Source organism: Streptomyces sp. NPDC001100 (genome assembly GCF_053598575.1).
Genome location: NZ_JBSFKO010000002.1, coordinates 310103 through 326955 on the forward strand (window position 1 = coordinate 310103; position 16853 = coordinate 326955).

Sequence of the window (16853 nt, forward strand, 5' to 3'; positions counted from 1 at the left end):
CGGTCCCCTTGGCCGCGCTCACGCGCTCACCTCCCGGCAGGCCCGGTAGAAGTCCTTCCAGCCGTCGCGCTCCCGGACGACCGCTTCCAGGTACTCCTGCCAGATGACGCGGTCGGCCGCCGGGTCGCGGACGACGGCGCCGAGGATCCCCGCGGCGACGTCGCTCGGCCGCAGCAGCCCGTCGCCGAAGTGGGCAGCGAGGGCAAGGCCGTTGGTGACGACGGAGATCGCCTCGGCCGTCGACAGCGTGCCGCTGGGCGACTTCAGCTTCGTCCGCCCGTCCGCCGTGATCCCGTCGCGCAGTTCACGGAAGACGGTCACCACCCTGCGGATCTCGTCGACCCCCTCGGGCACCGCCGGCAGGTCGAGCGAGCGGCCGATCTGGTCCACGCGGCGGGACACGATGTCGACCTCGGCGTCCGCGCTCTCCGGCAACGGCAGCACCACCGTGTTGAAACGGCGGCGCAGGGCGCTGGAAAGGTCGTTGACCCCGCGGTCGCGGTCGTTCGCCGTGGCGATCAGGTTGAAGCCGCGGACGGCCTGCACCTCCTGCCCCAACTCCGGTATGGGCAGCGTCTTCTCCGACAGGATCGTGATCAACGAGTCCTGTACGTCGGCGGGGATCCGGGTCAGTTCCTCGACCCGTGCCGTCATCCCCTCCGCCATGGCCCGCATGACGGGGCTGGGCACCAGGGCGTCGCGGCTCGGGCCGTTCGCGAGCAGCTGCGCGTAGTTCCAGCCGTAGCGGATCGCCTCCTCCGGGGTGCCGGCGGTGCCCTGGACGAGCAGGGTCGAGTCGCCGCTGACCGCCGCCGCGAGGTGCTCGGAGACCCAGGTCTTGGCGGTGCCGGGCACGCCGAGCAGGAGCAGGGCGCGGTCGGTGGCGAGGGTGGTGACGGCGACCTCGACGATGCGGCGCGGGCCGACGTACTTCGGCGTGATCACCGTGCCGTCCGGCAGGATGCCGCCGAGGAGGTAGGTGGCGACCGCCCACGGCGACATCTTCCAGCGGACCGGGCGCGGCCGGTCGTCCTGTGCGGCGAGCGCCGCGAGTTCGTCGGCGAAGGCGTCCTCGGCGTGCGGACGCAGTGCCTCCGGCGGCTCGGCCGTCTGCTTCTCACTCGCCTGCGCGTTCATGGGTTCTGCGGACACAGTCATGGCTGAGGCCCCCTCCAGCTCGGCCGGTTCGGATCTGGTGTCCACCGTGCACCACGCCACTGACAACGCGATCTGACCTGCGGAAACGCACTGGCGGAGCCATCCGTCGAACCGCTCGCGGGCCGATTGTCAGTGCCGGGATCTACCTTCGATGTCATGACTCAGCAGGGGGTGCGCTGGACGGCTGACCAGGTGCTGGCACTGGCGCCTGACGCAGCGTCACGCAAGGCGGGAAGCAAGCTCGGGGCGGCGGGGCCGTGGTCCGAGGCGGGGAGTTCTGACGAGGGGACGGTGTGGGGGCTGTGCAAGGGCAGCGGCAGCAAGCCGTATCAGACGGTCGTCGACATCGCGGACACCGCGGGGCCGGCGTACAAGTGCAGTTGTCCGAGTCGCAAGTTCCCGTGCAAACACGCGCTGGGACTGCTGCTGTTGTGGGCGGGCGAGGACGACGCGGTGCCGGCGGGGCAGGCGCCGGACTGGGCCGAGCAGTGGCTGGCGGGGCGGCGGAAGCGGACGGAGGAGAAACGGGCGGGGGACGCGTCCGGTTCCCCGGCCGCCGCTGATCCGGAGGCGGCGCGGCGCAGGGCGGAGCGCCGGGCAGAGCGGATCACCGCGGGCGCGGGCGAGTTGGAGCAGCGGCTGACGGACCTGCTGCGCACCGGGCTGGCCTCGGCGGAGCAGGCGGGGTACGGGGTGTGGGAGGAGACCGCGGCCCGTATGGTCGACGCGCAGGCTCCCGGACTGGCCGCGCGGGCAAGGGAGTTGGGGGCGATCCCGTCCTCGGGACCGGGTTGGCCGGTGCGGCTGCTGGAGGAGTGCGCGCTGCTCCATCTCCTCGACCGGGCCTGGCTGCGCCGCGAGCGGCTGCCCGACGGCCTGGCGGCGACGGTCCGTTCCCGTATCGGCCTGCCCGGCTCGGCGGACGGCCCGCCGCTGCGCGACAGTTGGCTGGTCCTGGCCCAGTACGACACGGCGGACGCGAAGCTGACGACGCGCCGGATATGGCTGCACGGCACGGCGTCGGACCGCACGAGCCTGCTCCTCTCCTACGGTGCGGCGGGTCGCGCCCCGGAGCTGGCGCTGCCCGTCGGGCTGGCCCTGGAGGCGGAGGTGTCCGCGTTCCCCGGTGCCGGGCAGCTCCGGGCAGCCCTGGGCGAGCAGTTCGCGCCGCCCGGGCCGACCACGGCACGGCCGCCAGGTGTGACGACGGAACAGGCCGCCGTCCGCTACGGGGAGGCGCTGCGGGACGACCCGTGGCTGGACGCGGTCCCGGTGACGTTGGACCGGGTGGTGCCGACCCCGGACGGCGACTCCTGGCAACTGGCGGACGCCGACGCGGAGTCGGCGCTCCCCCTCACTCCCAGCGCCCGTTCCCGGCCCGGCCTGTGGCGACTCGTCGCGCTCTCCGGCGGCGCCCCGGTCAAGGTCTTCGGCGAGCTGGGCCACCGCGGCTTCACCCCGCTGACGGCCTGGCCGGAGACGGCGGGAGAGCCGGTGTCCCTGTGCTGAGCGCACCCACCGACCCCACGGAAAGGCACCGCATGAACAGCACCTCCGCCGCCGGCGACTGGGAGGACCTGGTCACCACGGCACTCCTCGGCACGGACCGCCGTACGCCTCCGTGGTGCGCGCCCGGTCAGGACGCGCCCGTCGCGTTGCTGGACGCGGCGGCCGTGGAGACCGTACGGCGGCGGGCGGGGCTCCGTCCGGCGCGGGCGGCCGAACGGCCGGAGCCGGCCGTTCCCGACACGCGTCCGCTGCCCGTGGCGGCGGCCCGCAGACTGGTGATGCTGCTGACCGACCGTCCCGGTGCGGGCGGCGGGGGACGCCGGGGCACCTCGCCCGATCTCATGGAGTTGCTGCCCCAGTGGCTCGCGGCGGCCAACGCGCGCGGTTTCGGCGCACCCGTCCAGGTGCTCCCCGCGCTGCTGGACGCGGCGCGGGGGCGTACGGATCTGCGGCCGGCGGCGCTGGAGTTCGCGGGCCCGCGCGCGTTGTGGCTGGCCCGGCTGAACCCGGACTGGCGGTTCGCCCTGCGCGCCACCCCGGGCGGCGGCACGGCACTGCCCGACCTCGACGACGCGGGCCAGGTCCAACTGCTGTGGCAGGAGGGGCTGTTCGCCGAGCGGGTCGCCCTGCTGGCGGCGATACGCGCTCAACGGCCCGCGGTCGCACGGGAATTGCTCGTCACCACCTGGGCGACGGAGCGGGCGGAGGACCGGCTGATGTTCCTCGACTCGCTGCGGACGGGGCTCTCGGCCGGGGACGAGCCCTTCCTGGAGCAGGCGTTGGCCGACCGGAGCCGCAATGTACGGGCCACGGCGGCGGAGTTGCTCTCGGCGCTCCCGGACTCGGCGCTCGCCGCGCGGATGGCGGTCCGGGCCGCGGCCTGTGTGGCGGTGGACCGTACGAGTGGGGATCCCGGGCTGGTCGTGGAGGCGCCGCACGAGTGCGACCCGGGCATGGAGCGGGACGGTGTGGTCGCCAAGGCTCCGGCGGGGCGCGGTGAACGCTCGTGGTGGCTGGGCCAGTTGGTGGAGGCGACACCTCTCGGGACCTGGGAGCGGCGGCTGGGCGGCCGTACGCCCCGGGAGATCGTGGCGCTCGCGGTGGCGGACGACTGGCGGGGCGAGCTGCACGCCGCGTGGTGCCGGGCGGCGGTGCGGCAGCGGAACGCCGAATGGTCCCGGGCTCTGCTCGGGTCGCCGTCGGCGCCCGAGGCGGGCGGGCCGGGGGCGGTGTCGCTGGCCGAGCGGGCGAAGCTGCTCAGCACACTGGGCGGGGGCGAACGGGCCGAGTGGGTGGCCGGGTTCATCGCGGCGCAGGGGCTGTCCGAGGCGTTCCAACTGCTCGGAGTGTGCGCGGTGCCGTGGGCCGCGCCGCTGGGGCGGGCTGTGGTGGACGCCCTCAACATCGCGCGGGACGCGGGGAGTTACCCATGGAGTTTCAGTGGGGTGATGGGACTGGCCGAACGGTGTCTCGATCCGGCCGAGGCGAGCCGGCTCGACGGGCTGCTGGCGGTGCCGGACGAGTCGGAGGACGCGGCGCCGGGGGCGGGGGGTTATTGGGCGGAGGCGTTCCAGCGGCTGGTGACGACGTTGCGGTTGCGGGCGGCGATGGCACGGGAGCTGGAGGGGCCGTAGAAGCTGCGGGGGCCGAGAAGTGACCGGCCCCGGGAAGCGAACCCCCGCTCGCCGCAGGCCCCTACGCCCCCGCCGGTTGCCGCACGTTCTCCCGCACCCAGTCGACGATGGACTGCGTGGTCGCCCCGGGGGTGAAGATCTCCGCGACGCCCTTCTCCTTGAGAGGGGCGATGTCCGCCTCAGGGATGATCCCGCCGCCGAAGACGAGGATGTCCTCCGCCTCGCGCTGCTTCAGCAGGTCGATCACGGCGGCGAAGAGCGTGTTGTGGGCACCGGAGAGGATGGAGAGGCCGATCGCGTCGGCGTCCTCCTGGATCGCGGTGTCGACGATCTGCTCGGGGGTCTGGTGAAGGCCGGTGTAGATGACCTCCATACCGGCGTCGCGCAGCGCCCGCGCGATCACCTTGGCCCCGCGGTCGTGGCCGTCGAGCCCCGGCTTGGCCACCACCACGCGGATCGGACCGGCTGCCACACCCATCACTGCCTCCATGAAGCGACTGCGTTCATCCCTACCGACGGGTACCGCGGCACCCGCTCCGGCACGGGGAGTGAACGAACGTTATCTCCAGCATCCCGCAACCGGCAGTTTCGCGGTGGATACCGAGGGGGAAATCACACGATGGGACACGTTCACCGCGCAGCGTTCCAGCGGGAACAAGCGCAACGGGAGCCGCAACGAGGTCGCCGTACCACCGCGCCGCAGGCCGCGCGCCGCGGTGGTACGGCGCATCGGCGCAGGCACGAAGGGCACGCAGGGCAGGTACGGCACGACAGCGGGAAGCCTCGTCGCCAGACCGACAGGGCTCCTCGAAAGGTCGACGGCGTCACGTACGCCGTACGCCACACCCACCCCGCGCGTACCTCTCGCGCACGTCGGTGGTCCTCGCGGTGGCCTCCCACGAGGGCACACGGGGGACGGAGCTGTCGTTCCGTGTGCCGACAGGAGGTCGGCCATGAAGGTCACCAGGGCGGTGCAGCCCTTTCTCCCCCTCTGTCAGCGTCTTCTGCCCAGCAGGCTGGCGGGGCTCTCCATGACCCTCCTGAAAGCGACGGCCCTGGAGATCGCGATCCTCGCGGGCCACCTTCTCCTCTATCCGTCGGGCATCACCCAGGAACGCAGGCTGCCGCTTCCTCCGGCCCCCTCCCCGGAGGACGCGGCACCGCTGCCTACCGAGGCGAAACCCCCGGTGGTCCTGCTGCACGGGTTCATCGACAACCGCTCGGTGTTCGTGCTGCTGCGCCGGTCCCTGGCCCAGCACGGCCGCCGGCCGGTCGAATCCCTCAACTACTCGCCGCTGACCTGTGACATCCGTACCGCGGCCGAGCTGCTCGGCCGGCACATCGAGGAGATCTGCGAGCGCACGGGCAGCGAACAGGTGGACATCGTCGGGCACAGTCTCGGCGGGCTGATCGCCCGCTACTACGTCCAGCGGCTCGGCGGTGACCTGCGGGTCCGCACGCTCGTGACGCTCGGGACCCCACACTCCGGCACCGCCGTTGTCCCGCTGGCCAACGCCCATCCGATCGTCCGCCAGATGCGGCCCGGCTCGGCGGTGATCGAGGAACTGGGCCTGCCCGCCCCCGGCTGCCGTACGCATTTCGTCAGCTTCTGGAGCGACCTCGACCACCTGATGGAGCCACTGGAGACCGCCCGCATCGACCATCCCGACCTCATCGCACAGAACGTGCAGGTCAGCGGCATCGGTCATCTCGCACTGCCGGTGCACCCGGCCGTCGCGTCGGGCATCTGCCAGGCCCTCGACACGCCACGACCGGAGGCGCCTGCCGCCACTCACCGGGGCGGCCTGACGGTGGCCTGACCGGCGCCGCGCTTCAGGGGCGCGCGACTCCTACTGGTAGCAAGGGGGCCCGCACCGAACACTGACGGTGCCCGCCTCCGCCGCCGGGCCCTGCGTCGGCGCGGGCCGGTGCGCGCGGCTGGTCTCCCACGGCGCGGGGGCGGCCGATGCCGCCGGACCCACGAGGCCGACCGTCGCGGCGGCCAGCACGACAGCGATCCCCGCGCGTTTCCACACCCTCATGACGCTCTCCCCACATCGAATGCCGTCGACCGCAGTCAACGCGCCCGGCGTCCGGCACGGGAAGCATTTCCATGTTCTTCGAAGCGTCCGCCCAGGGCGTCTACAGCGCCCGAACAGTCGCCAGCCTCGAACGCTATTCGAACGCAAGGCCAAACCCGTGCCCGCCGTCCCCCGAAACACGGCCGAATGCCCGTTTCCGGCGGACGCGAAACCAGAGGAAGATTGTCGGGCCCGTATACCGCCGGGTACAGTCGCCGCACTGCTCTGGCAGCCCCTGTTGTCGAGGCGAAAGAGAAGTTGGTGAACGACAGTCACCCGTCGGGGATCATGACCACCCCGGCTCCGGCTTCCGATGCCACCTCGGCGCAGTACGCGTCGTACGGCGGACAGGACGCTCAGTACGGTGACTTCACCACGTACGGCGACCACTCCGCCACGGGTTTTCACCCCGGCGCGGACAGCCACCAGGCCACCGCGAGCTTCGCGGCCGACCCGCTCTTCGGCGACATGCAGAGCCACGACACCGGCTCGCACGCCACCGGCGCCTACGACTCCTCGGCCTGGTCCACGGGCGGTCAACACACCCTGAACTACGACGCGTACGCGGCCCAGCACCACGCCGCCTACGACACGGGCGCCTACGAGACCACCGCCTGGTCGGCCGAGTACCAGCAGCTGTCCGCCATCCCGCCGCAGACGACCGGCCCCGACATCAGCGGCCAGTGGGATGCCGCCGCCTGGCTCCAGCCCGACCGGTCGGCCCCTTCCGCCACCCCCGCCGACCAGACCCAGCAATGGGTATGGGGCACGCAGGCCTTCGACACGGGCGCCTACGACGCCACCCAGTGGAACGCAGACGGCAGCCCCGCCGACGCGACCACCGCCTTCGAGCAGCCGTCGTACGACGGGACGCACGAGGGCACTCACGAAGGCACGTACGACGGGGCGCACGGGGACTCGTACGACGAACCCGCCCCGGACGGCGGCGAATTGACCGCGACCGGCGAGCTGCCCGCCCTCGACGGGGCCAGGCAGGACCGGGACGGATCCGAGCCGCACCTCGAACTCCTTGAGGACCAGGAGGAGTTCACCCCGGCCCCGGCGACCGCCTCGCGGGCCGCGGGCCGCAGCGGGAGCCGTTCGCGGCGCCGTACACCTCCGAAGCGGTCCGCGCTGATGACGATCGCCGTGCCGTCCGCGTGTGTGATGGGGGTCGCGGGGATCGCCGCCGCGTCCGTCGGCACACTGACCGGCGGCAGCGACTCGACGGCGTCCGCCTCCGACGCGACCTCGGTGAAGCCGTCCGTCGCGAACAACAAGATGGACGCGCAGATCAAGAGCCTCTCGGCCGGTGCCGACGACTTCGCCGACCGGGCCAGCCGTACGCAGGAACGTATCGACCTCAAGGCCCAGCAGGAGGCCGAGAAGAAGAAGGCGGCGGCGGAGGCGGCCCGCAAGGAGCGGCTGCGCCCCAAGTACGTGCTGCCGGTGACGCAGAAGGGCCTCAGCGCCTACTTCGGCCAGGCCGGCGTCAACTGGATGTCCGTGCACACGGGCATCGACTTCCCCGTCTCGTACGGCACGACGGTGATGGCCGCGACCGACGGCGTCGTCAGCACCAAGTGGAACAGCGCCTACGGCAACATGCTGATCCTGACCGAGAAGGACGGCACGCAGACCTGGTACTGCCACCTCTCCAGCTACCGTGTCGCCCCTGGTACGACGGTGAAGGCCGGCGACCCGATCGCGTACTCCGGGAACTCGGGCAACTCGACCGGCCCTCACCTGCACTTCGAGGTGCGCCCGGCGGGCGGCGCGGCGATCGACCCGCTCCCGTGGCTTCGCAGCCACGGGCTCGACCCGACGTAACTCCCGCTCCCCCTACAGCTTTTCCACCGGCGCGTACCGCAGCAGCAGGCGCTTCGGCTTGGCCTCTCCGAAGTCGACCGTCGCCTCCGCGTTCGCTCCCGTGCCCTTCACGCCGACGACCGTGCCGAGGCCGAACTGGTCGTGGGTGACCCGGTCACCGACGGCCAGGGACACGACCGGCTTCTCCGAGGCCCTGCGCGTGGCGAAGCCGGACGCACCCGACGCCGACGAACGCGAACGGGTCGAGGACAGCGACGCCGCGATGCCCGAGGCAGGGCCCGTGGACGGCGGGGCCGCCATGGCACCGGTCCTCTTCCACTCCACGTGTGCCGCCGGGATCTCCTCCAGGAAGCGGGAGGGCGGGTTGTACGACGGCTGTCCCCAGGCGCTGCGCAGTGACGAGCGGGTGAGGTACAGGCGTTCCCGCGCGCGGGTGATGCCCACGTACGCGAGGCGCCGCTCCTCCTCCAGTTCCTTGGTCTGGCCGAGGGCGCGCATGTGCGGGAAGACGCCGTCCTCCATGCCGGTGAGGAAGACGACCGGGAACTCAAGTCCCTTGGCGGTGTGGAGAGTCATCAACGTGATGACTCCGGAGCCGTCCTCGTCCTCGTCGGGGATCTGGTCCGAGTCGGCGACCAGCGCGACCCGCTCCAGGAAGGCGGCGAGCCCGACGGGCGTCTCGCTCTCGCCGTCGCCCTCGCTGTTCTCCTGCTCGAACTCCAGCGCCACCGCGGCGAGTTCCTGGAGGTTCTCGATGCGGGTCTCGTCCTGCGGGTCGGTGGAGGCCTGCAACTCGGCGAGATAGCCGGTGCGTTCGAGGATCGCCTCCAGGACCGTCGCCGGGCCCGCGCCGGACTCGACGATCGTACGGAGGTCCTCCATCAGCGTGTTGAACTTCTTGACCGCGTTCGTCGACCGCGCGGCCATGCCGTAGGCCTCGTCGACGCGCTTCAGCGCCTGCGGAAAGCTGATCTTCTCGCGCTGCGAGAGGGCGTCGATCATCGCCTCGGCGCGCTCGCCGATGCCGCGCTTGGGGACGTTGAGGATGCGGCGCAGCGGGACCGTGTCCTCCGGGTTGGCCAGGACGCGGAGGTAGGCCAGGACGTCCCGGACCTCCTTGCGCTCGTAGAAGCGGACGCCGCCGACGACCTTGTAGGGCAGGCCGACGCGGATGAAGATCTCCTCGAAGACACGGGACTGGGCGTTCGTCCGGTAGAAGACGGCGACGTCCCCGGCCTTGGCCTCGCCCGCGTCGGTGAGACGGTCTATCTCATCGGCGACGAACTGCGCCTCGTCGTGCTCGGTGTCGGCGACATAGCCGGTGATCTGCGCGCCCGCGCCCGCGTTGGTCCACAGGTTCTTGGGGCGGCGGGACTCGTTGCGCTCGATGACCGCGTTGGCGGCGGAGAGGATCGTCTGGGTGGAGCGGTAGTTCTGCTCCAGGAGGATCGTCGTCGCGTTCGGGTAGTCCTCCTCGAACTGGAGGATGTTGCGGATCGTCGCGCCCCGGAAGGCGTAGATCGACTGGTCGGCGTCGCCCACGACGCACAACTCGGCGGGCGGCAGGTCGTGTTCACTCGGCGGTACGTCCTCGTCGTGCGCGCCGGTGCCGACGAGCTCCCGTACGAGCGCGTACTGCGCGTGGTTGGTGTCCTGGTACTCGTCGACCATGACGTGCCGGAAGCGGCGGCGGTAGTGCTCGGCGACGTCCGGGAAGGCGCGCAGCAGATTGACCGTCGTCATGATCAGGTCGTCGAAGTCGAGGGCGTTGGCCTCGCGCAGCCGTGACTGGTACATGGCGTAGGCCTGGGCGAGGGTCTTCTCGAAACCGTCGGCCGCGCGGGCGGCGAAGTCCTCCTCGTCGACCAGTTCGTTCTTCAGGTTGGAGATCTGGGCGCTGAACGACTTGGGCGGGTAGCGCTTCGGGTCGAGGTCCAGGTCGCGGCAGACCAGGGCCATCAGGCGCTTGGAGTCGGCGGCGTCGTAGATCGAGAACGAGGACGTGAAGCCGAGCTTCTTGGACTCGCGGCGCAGGATGCGCACGCAGGCGCTGTGGAAGGTCATCACCCACATCGCGTTGGCGCGCGGGCCGACGAGCTGTTCGACGCGCTCCTTCATCTCGCCCGCGGCCTTGTTGGTGAAGGTGATCGCGAGGATCTGGCCCGGGTGCACATGGCGCTCGCCGAGGAGGTGGGCGATGCGGTGGGTGAGCACGCGGGTCTTGCCGGAGCCCGCGCCGGCCACGATGAGCAGCGGGGTGCCGGAGTGGACGACGGCCGCGCGCTGGTTCTCGTTCAGGCCGTCCAGGAGGGCTGCCGGGTCGACCGCCGGGCGCGGGGCGCCGTCCCGGTAGTAGGCGTCCCTGCTCGCGGGCACGTCGAACTTCCCGCCGAACAGGTCGTCCGGAACCGGCTCCGGTCCGTGCTCGTCCTCGGGCGGCGGCGGGGGCTCTTCATCGTGGGCCCGAGGGGCCTTGAGATCCGCCAGGAAGCTGTCGTCAAAGAGGCTGCTCATCGCCCTCCGAGTTTAGGGCGCCCCACTGACAACCGGCCGCCGCCCCGAGAACTCGGGAAAATTCACGGTCCAGAACCGGTCGACAACGGTCAGCGACGGCCAGACGCACGCATGACCCAAGTCACGCAAACGTATGGGGCATATCAGCCATCGACCTTCACACAAGCCACACAATTTGGTTAGCGTTCGTTCAAGCTCCACGGCCCCACCGACCTCGGAAGGAGTCGCCTCCTTGGCGTCGTCGCACCGCAAGCCGCGTTCCGCGGGCTCGCGCATCGCAGGCATCTGGACCCCCGCCGACGACGGCGGTCCGCGCCTCGGAGAGGTCGAGAAGAAGGTCGACGACCTCTACCGGCGGGCGGATTCGGCGGCCGACAGGGACGACGGAGCAAGGCGCGCGTGGAAGATCAACTCTGCGCGGAAGAAGCCGAGTTCCTTCACCGCCACCCCGCACGACCACTACGACCAGGCCCAGTTGATGAGCCGGCTGACCGCCCGCCGGAAGGACGCGGTCGCCGCGCACCTCACGGAGCGGTCCACGACGACGGGGATACGTCAGCGGGCGGCCATGAGCCTCCGGGCTCCCGACGGGACGCGGAGCGACCCGAGGACGGCCAAGGCCACCGTCCAGAAGAAGCTCTCCATCGCACGCGCCCTGTTGTCGCAGTCGGCCGCGCGGCAGCAGCGCCAAGAGGCAGCGGCGGCACTCGCGCGGCAGGCCGTCGCCTTCGCCCGCGCCCAGGTCGGCAAACCGTACGTCGTGGGCGCCGCGGGCCCCGGCTCGTACGACTGCTCGGGCCTGACCCAGGCCGCCTGGAAGGCCGCCGGAGTCACCCTCCCGCGCGCGACCACCGCCCAGGCGAACGCCGGCACGACGGTCCCCCTCGCCGACGCGCAACCCGGCGACCTGGTCTTCTTCCACGACGACAGCAGCCACGTCGGCGTCTACGTGGGCGACGGCATGATGATCCACGCCCCGAAGCCCGGCACCTGCGTCCGCGAGGAATCGATCCACTACGGGGGCACCTCGATCATCCACAGCGTGGTGCGGCCGGCCTGAGCGGAATCCGTGGGCACGCGCGCGTGCGGCTGTTCTTGACGGCCACGCACGCGTGCAGGTGTTTTTGAGGTCCACGCGCGCGTGGCCCCCTGTCGGCACCGGGGCGGCTCCCTAGCATCGCAACCATGTCCGGTACCGGTACCTCCCGCTTCCGCGCCTGGTGGGCGCAGCGTCCGCCGGCGGCCGGGGCCGTCGTCATGGCGACCGGCATCGTCTCGGTCGGCCTGCATCTCACCGGATACGAGGTGCTGTCCCGTATCGCCTTCGTGCTCGCCTGCGCCTTCTGGCTGGGACTGGCCGCGGACTTCGCCGTACGGCTGCTGCGGGACCGGCGGAGGTGGCTCGCGGAGGCGGGGACGCCCGGTGCGCTGACCGCCGTCGCCGCGACCGCCGTACTCGGGACGCGGTTCTCGATGGCCGGCCGGCAGACCGTGGCGGAGGCACTGCTCGCGTCGGCGGCGGTGCTGACGCCGGGGCTGCTGGTGCGGGTCCTCGGGAACTGGCGGGGACGGATGCCCGGGACGGTGTTCCTCGGCTGTGTGGCCGCGCAGTCGCTGGCCGTACTGGGGGCCACGATCGCCGCGGCCGAGTCGGTGGCCTGGCTCGCACACACGGCCCTGGTGCTGTTCTGGTGCGGGCTGGTCCTCTACGGGTTCGCGCTGGCCCGTTTCGAGTGGCGGCAGGTGATCATCGGGGCCGGTGACCACTGGATCGTCGGCGGTGCGCTGGCCGTCTCGGCGCTGACCGGGTCGAAGCTGATCGCCGCCGACAGCGCCCGCCTGTATCTGTGGAACTCCGACGACCAGGGTGTCCTGCGGGCAGTGACCGTGGCGCTGCTGGTGCTCGACCTGGCCTGGTGCGTGGTTCTGCTCGCCGCCGAGATCGTCTGGCCCCGGCCGCGTTTCGACCTGCGCCGCTGGTCGACGGTGTTCCCGCTGGGGATGACGGCGGCGACCATGCTGTCCGTGGGCACCGCCCTGGACGTGTCGGGGCTCAGGACGCCGGGGCAGGTGGTGCTGTGGATCGCGGTGGCGGCCTGGCTGCTGGTGGCCGCCGGGACGTTCCGGTTCTACCTCGCCGCCACGTCCGGGGTCACGTCCACAGGACCGCGATGAAGATGTTGACCATGGTGAGGCCGCCGACCAGCGCGAACTGGTTCCTGTCGACGGTCTCCTCGTCCCGCTTCACGTAGACGAGTCCCAGGATCACGACCAGCAGCGCGAGCTTGATGCCGATCTTGATGTTGTTGACATGCTGGTCGTCGGCCTGGTTGAGGCCGACCAGGATCGCGCCGGTGACCAGCATGGTCAGCGCGCCGTGCAGCATGCCGGGGACGAAGCGCGCCGTGCCCTGGCCCATCGCCTTCATCTGGGTGAGGAAACCGCCGAGCAGCGCGGCGATGCCGATGATGTGCAGGCCGACGAAGAGATGGATGAGTACGTCCATGGTTCGGGAGCCTATGCAGGGGCTCGGGGCCGACCGACACCGGGCCACCCTCTCGCCCGCATGACCTTGCATATATGCGGTCCATAGCACCGTGTCGCCCACCGCCGCGCGGGAACCGCCGCATCGGTCAGCGCGCCGCGTGAAGGCGGTGGCCCCGGACCGGAATCACAGTCACTTGACGTTAAAAAAGGATCACCTCACATCATTTCCGTACATGCGTTACCGGGCCGTCATCTTCAGGTTTAGCGTCCTCCACCAGGTGACCGGCTCCCCACCGCCGCCCGGACCAGGGGCGGCCGTCGGACACCACCGCCGAGAAGGTCCGGCGGCGGCCCACTCCCCCTGTGCGGGCCGCCGCCGGACGCGCAAACCGCCCGCTCCCCCGGCGGTCGTACGGAAAGGACGTGCAGTCCACGTGGCAGCGCACCGCAAGCCCCGACAGCGCTCGCTCAGCGGCCATACGGCCCGCACCGCCGCCACGATCGCCCTCGCGGGCGCGGCGACGGCGACCGGCTTCGACGGGACCTCGCACGCCGAGCCGCAGCTGACACCGACACAGGTCAAGGCCAAGGTGGACCAGCTGTACCAGGAGGCGGAGGTCGCCACCGAGAAGTACGACGGCGCGAAGGAGAAGGCGGACGCTGCCGAGAAGCAGCTCAACACCCTGCGGGACGAGGCGGCCCGCAGGACGGAGAAGCTCAACTCCGCGCGGGACGACCTGGGTTACGTCGCGGCGGCCCAGTACCGCAGCGGCGGCATCGACCCCGCGGTGCAGCTCATGCTCTCGAACGACCCGGAACAGTATCTGGACGGCGCCGAGTTCGCCGACCGCGTGGGCCACCGGCAGACGGCGACCGTCGCTCTCGTACGGCAACAGCTGCGGGAGATCGAGCAGTTGCGCGGCGCCGCGCACATCGAGCTGACCTCGCTGAAGTCGCGGCAGGCGGAACTCGGCAGGCAGAAGAAGACGATCAACGGCAAGCTGGCCCAGGCACGGCGGCTGCTGTCCGCGCTGCCCGCGCAGCAGCGGGCGCAGGTCGAGCAGACCGCCGGCACCTCGGGGCGCGCGTCGCGGTCGGCGACCACCCCACGGGACGGGCTGCACGCGCCCGACTCCTCCGCGGCCACGGCCGACGCCCCCGACTCCCGTGCGGCGGCAGCCGTTTCCTACGCCTACCAGAAGCTCGGCAGCCCCTACGTCTGGGGCGCGACCGGCCCCAACGCCTTCGACTGCTCGGGCCTCGTCCAGGCCGCCTACAACTCCGCCGGAGTCTCCCTGCCCCGCACGACCTACGCCCAGATCAACGCCGGGCAGCGGGTCTCCCGGGACGAACTGCGCCCCGGCGACCTGGTGTTCTTCTACTCGGGCATCAGCCACGTCGGCATCTACGTCGGCGACGGCCAGATGATCCACGCCCCGAACCCGTCGGCTCCGGTGCGGCTGGCACCGATCGACCAGATGCCGTTCGCGGGGGCGACGCGGGTGGTGTGACGCCCCGCCCGGCGATCCCCTCGGTGAACTCCCCTGCGGGTCACACCAGTCGGCGTGCCGTGGCCCAGCGGGTCAGCTCGTGCCGGTTCGACAGCTGGAGCTTGCGCAGCACCGCCGAGACATGGGACTCGACCGTCTTCACCGAGATGAACAGCTGCTTGGCGATCTCCTTGTAGGCGTAGCCGCGGGCGATCAGGCGCAGGACCTCGCGCTCGCGCTGGGTGAGGCGGTCGAGGTCCTCGTCGACCGGCGGGGCGTCGGTCGACGCGAAGGCGTCGAGGACGAAGCCGGCCAGCCGTGGGGAGAAGACCGCGTCCCCCTCCTGGACCCGGAAGACGGAGTTGACGAGGTCCGTACCGGTGATCGTCTTGGTGACGTAGCCGCGCGCACCGCCGCGGATCACCCCGATCACGTCCTCCGCCGCGTCCGACACGGACAGCGCGAGGAAGCGGACGGGCTGCTCGGCGTCGCTCATCAACGGGGCGCAGCGGCGCAGGACTTCGACCCCGCCGCCGCCCGGCAGATGGACGTCGAGGAGAACCACCTCGGGGCGGGTCGCGGTGATGACCGTGACCGCCTGGTCGACGTCGGCGGCCTCGCCGACCACCTCGACGCCGGTCTCCTCGGTGCGGCCGATCTCGGCCTGGACCCCCGTACGGAACATGCGGTGGTCGTCGACGAGGACCACGCGCACGTGACGCCCGCCCGCGCTCCCGCCGGCCGGCTCGTGAGGCTCGTTCGTCTCGGTCGCGTCGCTCATGACGTCTTCTCCGCCCTCTCCATCTCCAACTCGACCTCGGTACCGCCGTCCGGCACTGCGCGCAGCCGTGCCGTACCGCCGTGTCGCTCCATACGGCCGATGATCGATTCTCTGACGCCCATGCGGTCGGCGGGTATCGAGTCGAGGTCGAAGCCCGGTCCGCGGTCGCGGACGGACACGAAGACCTTCTTCCCCTCCACCTCGGCGTAGACCTGCACGGCGCCGCCCTCGCCACCGTACTTGGCCGCGTTCACCATCGCCTCGCGCGCGGCCTGCATCTGGGCACCGATTCTCTCGTCGAGCGGGCAGTCCCCGACGACGACGACCTCGATGGGGACGCCGTGCTTGTCCTCGACCTCGGCCGCGCTGCGCCGCACCGCCTCGGCGAGGGTGTCGGGTTCGTCGGCCTCGTCCTTGCCGGTGCCCTCCGGTTTGTAGAGCCAGGCGCGCAGATCGCGCTCCTGGGCTCGGGCCAGGCGGCGCACCTCGTTCGGACTCTCCGCGTTGCGCTGGATCAGGGTCAGGGTGTGCAGCACGGAGTCGTGGACATGGGCGGCGACCTCGGCCCGCTCCTGGGCGCGGATGCGCATCAGGCGCTCCTCGGAGAGGTCCTGGGTCATCCGCACGAGATACGGGCCGGCGAGCAGGGTGATGCCGACGAGTACCGCGAGGGCGGCCTGGAGCACCGAACCGAGATGGGCGGCGGAGCCCTGGAGTACGAAGATCGCGGTGGCACCGGCGGTGACCAGCAGGACGCCGCCGCCCGCGCGCAGCAGGCTGAGCGTACGGCGCCGGCCGCCGACCTCGGCCCAGCGGGCGCGGCGGGCGTTGTCCGCCTGGCGCCAGACGAGGGCGACGCCCGCGCCGACGAGGACGGCCGGGAAGAGATAGGCCTTGGCGCCGTCGCCCAGATTCACATTGCCGACGAAGACCAGCGCCACGACGACCATGAGGAGCAGGGCGACGATCTGGCCCTTGTCCGGCTTGCGGGCGACGAGTCTGCGGCGGCCGTCCGGCGAGGTCTCGGTGGAGACGAGGGACGGGGGCCGCTGACCGGCGACGCCGCCGACGCCCAGCGGCACGAAGAACCAGAACGAGGCGTACAGCAGCGCGCCGAGTCCGTCCGCGAGGAACAGGCCCACGAACACCAGCCGCACCCAGATCACCGGCAGGCCGAGATGCCCGGCGAGCCCCCGCGCCACTCCGCCGAGCCAGCGTCCGTCGCTGCTGCGGTAGAGCTTGCGCGGCGGCCGCGGGTCCTCGACTGGCAATGCTGCGGCTTCCGGCATGCCACCGATGTTCACACGCCCCGCCGCCCGGGGCATCAGGGTCGGCCCCGGAGACTCCCCTGATCTTCGGAAACGCCGTG

The 16853-nt window shown here is 71.5% G+C and carries 14 protein-coding genes; 7 read left to right on the forward strand and 7 right to left on the reverse strand.

The window, feature by feature from the left end:
* Positions 1-18: 18 nt before the first annotated feature.
* Positions 19-1158, reverse strand: a complete 1140-nt coding sequence (locus ACWDEW_RS03680; RefSeq protein ID WP_450509222.1) for an ATP-binding protein — start codon at positions 1156-1158, stop codon at positions 19-21.
* Positions 1159-1314: 156 nt separating this feature from the next.
* Here ACWDEW_RS03680 and ACWDEW_RS03685 point away from each other — a divergent pair, with 156 nt between their 5' ends.
* Positions 1315-2667 carry an SWIM zinc finger family protein gene (locus tag ACWDEW_RS03685; protein WP_450509224.1) on the forward strand — a complete coding sequence of 451 codons (1353 nt, stop codon included), beginning with the start codon at positions 1315-1317 and terminating at the stop codon, positions 2665-2667.
* 32 nt (positions 2668-2699) lie between these two features.
* Positions 2700-4301 carry a DUF5691 domain-containing protein gene (locus ACWDEW_RS03690; RefSeq protein WP_450509226.1) on the forward strand — a complete coding sequence of 534 codons (1602 nt, stop codon included), beginning with the start codon at positions 2700-2702 and terminating at the stop codon, positions 4299-4301.
* Positions 4302-4362: 61 nt separating this feature from the next.
* Here ACWDEW_RS03690 and ACWDEW_RS03695 read toward each other — a convergent pair whose 3' ends face one another.
* Positions 4363-4779 (reverse strand): cobalamin B12-binding domain-containing protein, encoded by a 417-nt coding sequence (locus tag ACWDEW_RS03695; protein ID WP_019066802.1) that lies wholly within the window; start codon positions 4777-4779, stop codon positions 4363-4365.
* 475 nt (positions 4780-5254) lie between these two features.
* Here ACWDEW_RS03695 and ACWDEW_RS03700 point away from each other — a divergent pair, with 475 nt between their 5' ends.
* Positions 5255-6121, forward strand: coding sequence for an esterase/lipase family protein (locus tag ACWDEW_RS03700; RefSeq protein WP_450509228.1), 867 nt, complete (start codon positions 5255-5257; stop codon positions 6119-6121).
* A gap of 30 nt (positions 6122-6151) precedes the next feature.
* On the opposite strand, the gene ACWDEW_RS03705 is transcribed toward ACWDEW_RS03700, so the two are convergent.
* Positions 6152-6343, reverse strand: a complete 192-nt coding sequence (locus tag ACWDEW_RS03705; protein ID WP_450509230.1) for a hypothetical protein — start codon at positions 6341-6343, stop codon at positions 6152-6154.
* A gap of 327 nt (positions 6344-6670) precedes the next feature.
* Here ACWDEW_RS03705 and ACWDEW_RS03710 point away from each other — a divergent pair, with 327 nt between their 5' ends.
* Positions 6671-8212, forward strand: coding sequence for a M23 family metallopeptidase (locus tag ACWDEW_RS03710; protein ID WP_450509494.1), 1542 nt, complete (start codon positions 6671-6673; stop codon positions 8210-8212).
* Between the two features lie 12 nt (positions 8213-8224).
* Here ACWDEW_RS03710 and pcrA read toward each other — a convergent pair whose 3' ends face one another.
* Positions 8225-10726, reverse strand: a complete 2502-nt coding sequence (gene pcrA, locus ACWDEW_RS03715) for a DNA helicase PcrA (RefSeq protein ID WP_450509232.1) — start codon at positions 10724-10726, stop codon at positions 8225-8227.
* Positions 10727-10958: 232 nt separating this feature from the next.
* Between pcrA and ACWDEW_RS03720 the strand changes: the two genes are divergently transcribed.
* The gene (locus tag ACWDEW_RS03720) at positions 10959-11786 is read left to right on the forward strand and encodes a C40 family peptidase (protein ID WP_450509234.1); all 828 of its coding nucleotides are present in this window, start codon (positions 10959-10961) and stop codon (positions 11784-11786) included.
* 125 nt (positions 11787-11911) lie between these two features.
* A complete protein-coding gene (locus tag ACWDEW_RS03725) occupies positions 11912-12901 on the forward strand; it encodes a tellurite resistance/C4-dicarboxylate transporter family protein (protein WP_450509236.1) in 990 nt (329 codons plus the stop codon).
* Here the strand turns inward: ACWDEW_RS03725 and ACWDEW_RS03730 are convergent.
* Positions 12879-13232, reverse strand: coding sequence for a hypothetical protein (locus ACWDEW_RS03730; protein ID WP_200714165.1), 354 nt, complete (start codon positions 13230-13232; stop codon positions 12879-12881). The two genes, ACWDEW_RS03725 and ACWDEW_RS03730, sit on opposite strands and share 23 nt — an antisense overlap.
* A gap of 415 nt (positions 13233-13647) precedes the next feature.
* Here ACWDEW_RS03730 and ACWDEW_RS03735 point away from each other — a divergent pair, with 415 nt between their 5' ends.
* Complete coding sequence (locus ACWDEW_RS03735; protein ID WP_450509239.1) at positions 13648-14724, forward strand: NlpC/P60 family protein; 1077 nt, start codon at positions 13648-13650, stop codon at positions 14722-14724.
* A 40-nt stretch (positions 14725-14764) separates the two neighbouring features.
* On the opposite strand, the gene ACWDEW_RS03740 is transcribed toward ACWDEW_RS03735, so the two are convergent.
* On the reverse strand, positions 14765-15484 hold the full coding sequence (locus ACWDEW_RS03740) for a LuxR C-terminal-related transcriptional regulator (RefSeq protein WP_450509240.1): 720 nt from the start codon (positions 15482-15484) through the stop codon (positions 14765-14767).
* Positions 15481-16809, reverse strand: a complete 1329-nt coding sequence (locus tag ACWDEW_RS03745; protein WP_450509242.1) for an ATP-binding protein — start codon at positions 16807-16809, stop codon at positions 15481-15483. The genes ACWDEW_RS03740 and ACWDEW_RS03745 overlap by 4 nt, the downstream gene beginning before the upstream one ends.
* Between the last annotated feature and the right edge of the window lie 44 nt (positions 16810-16853).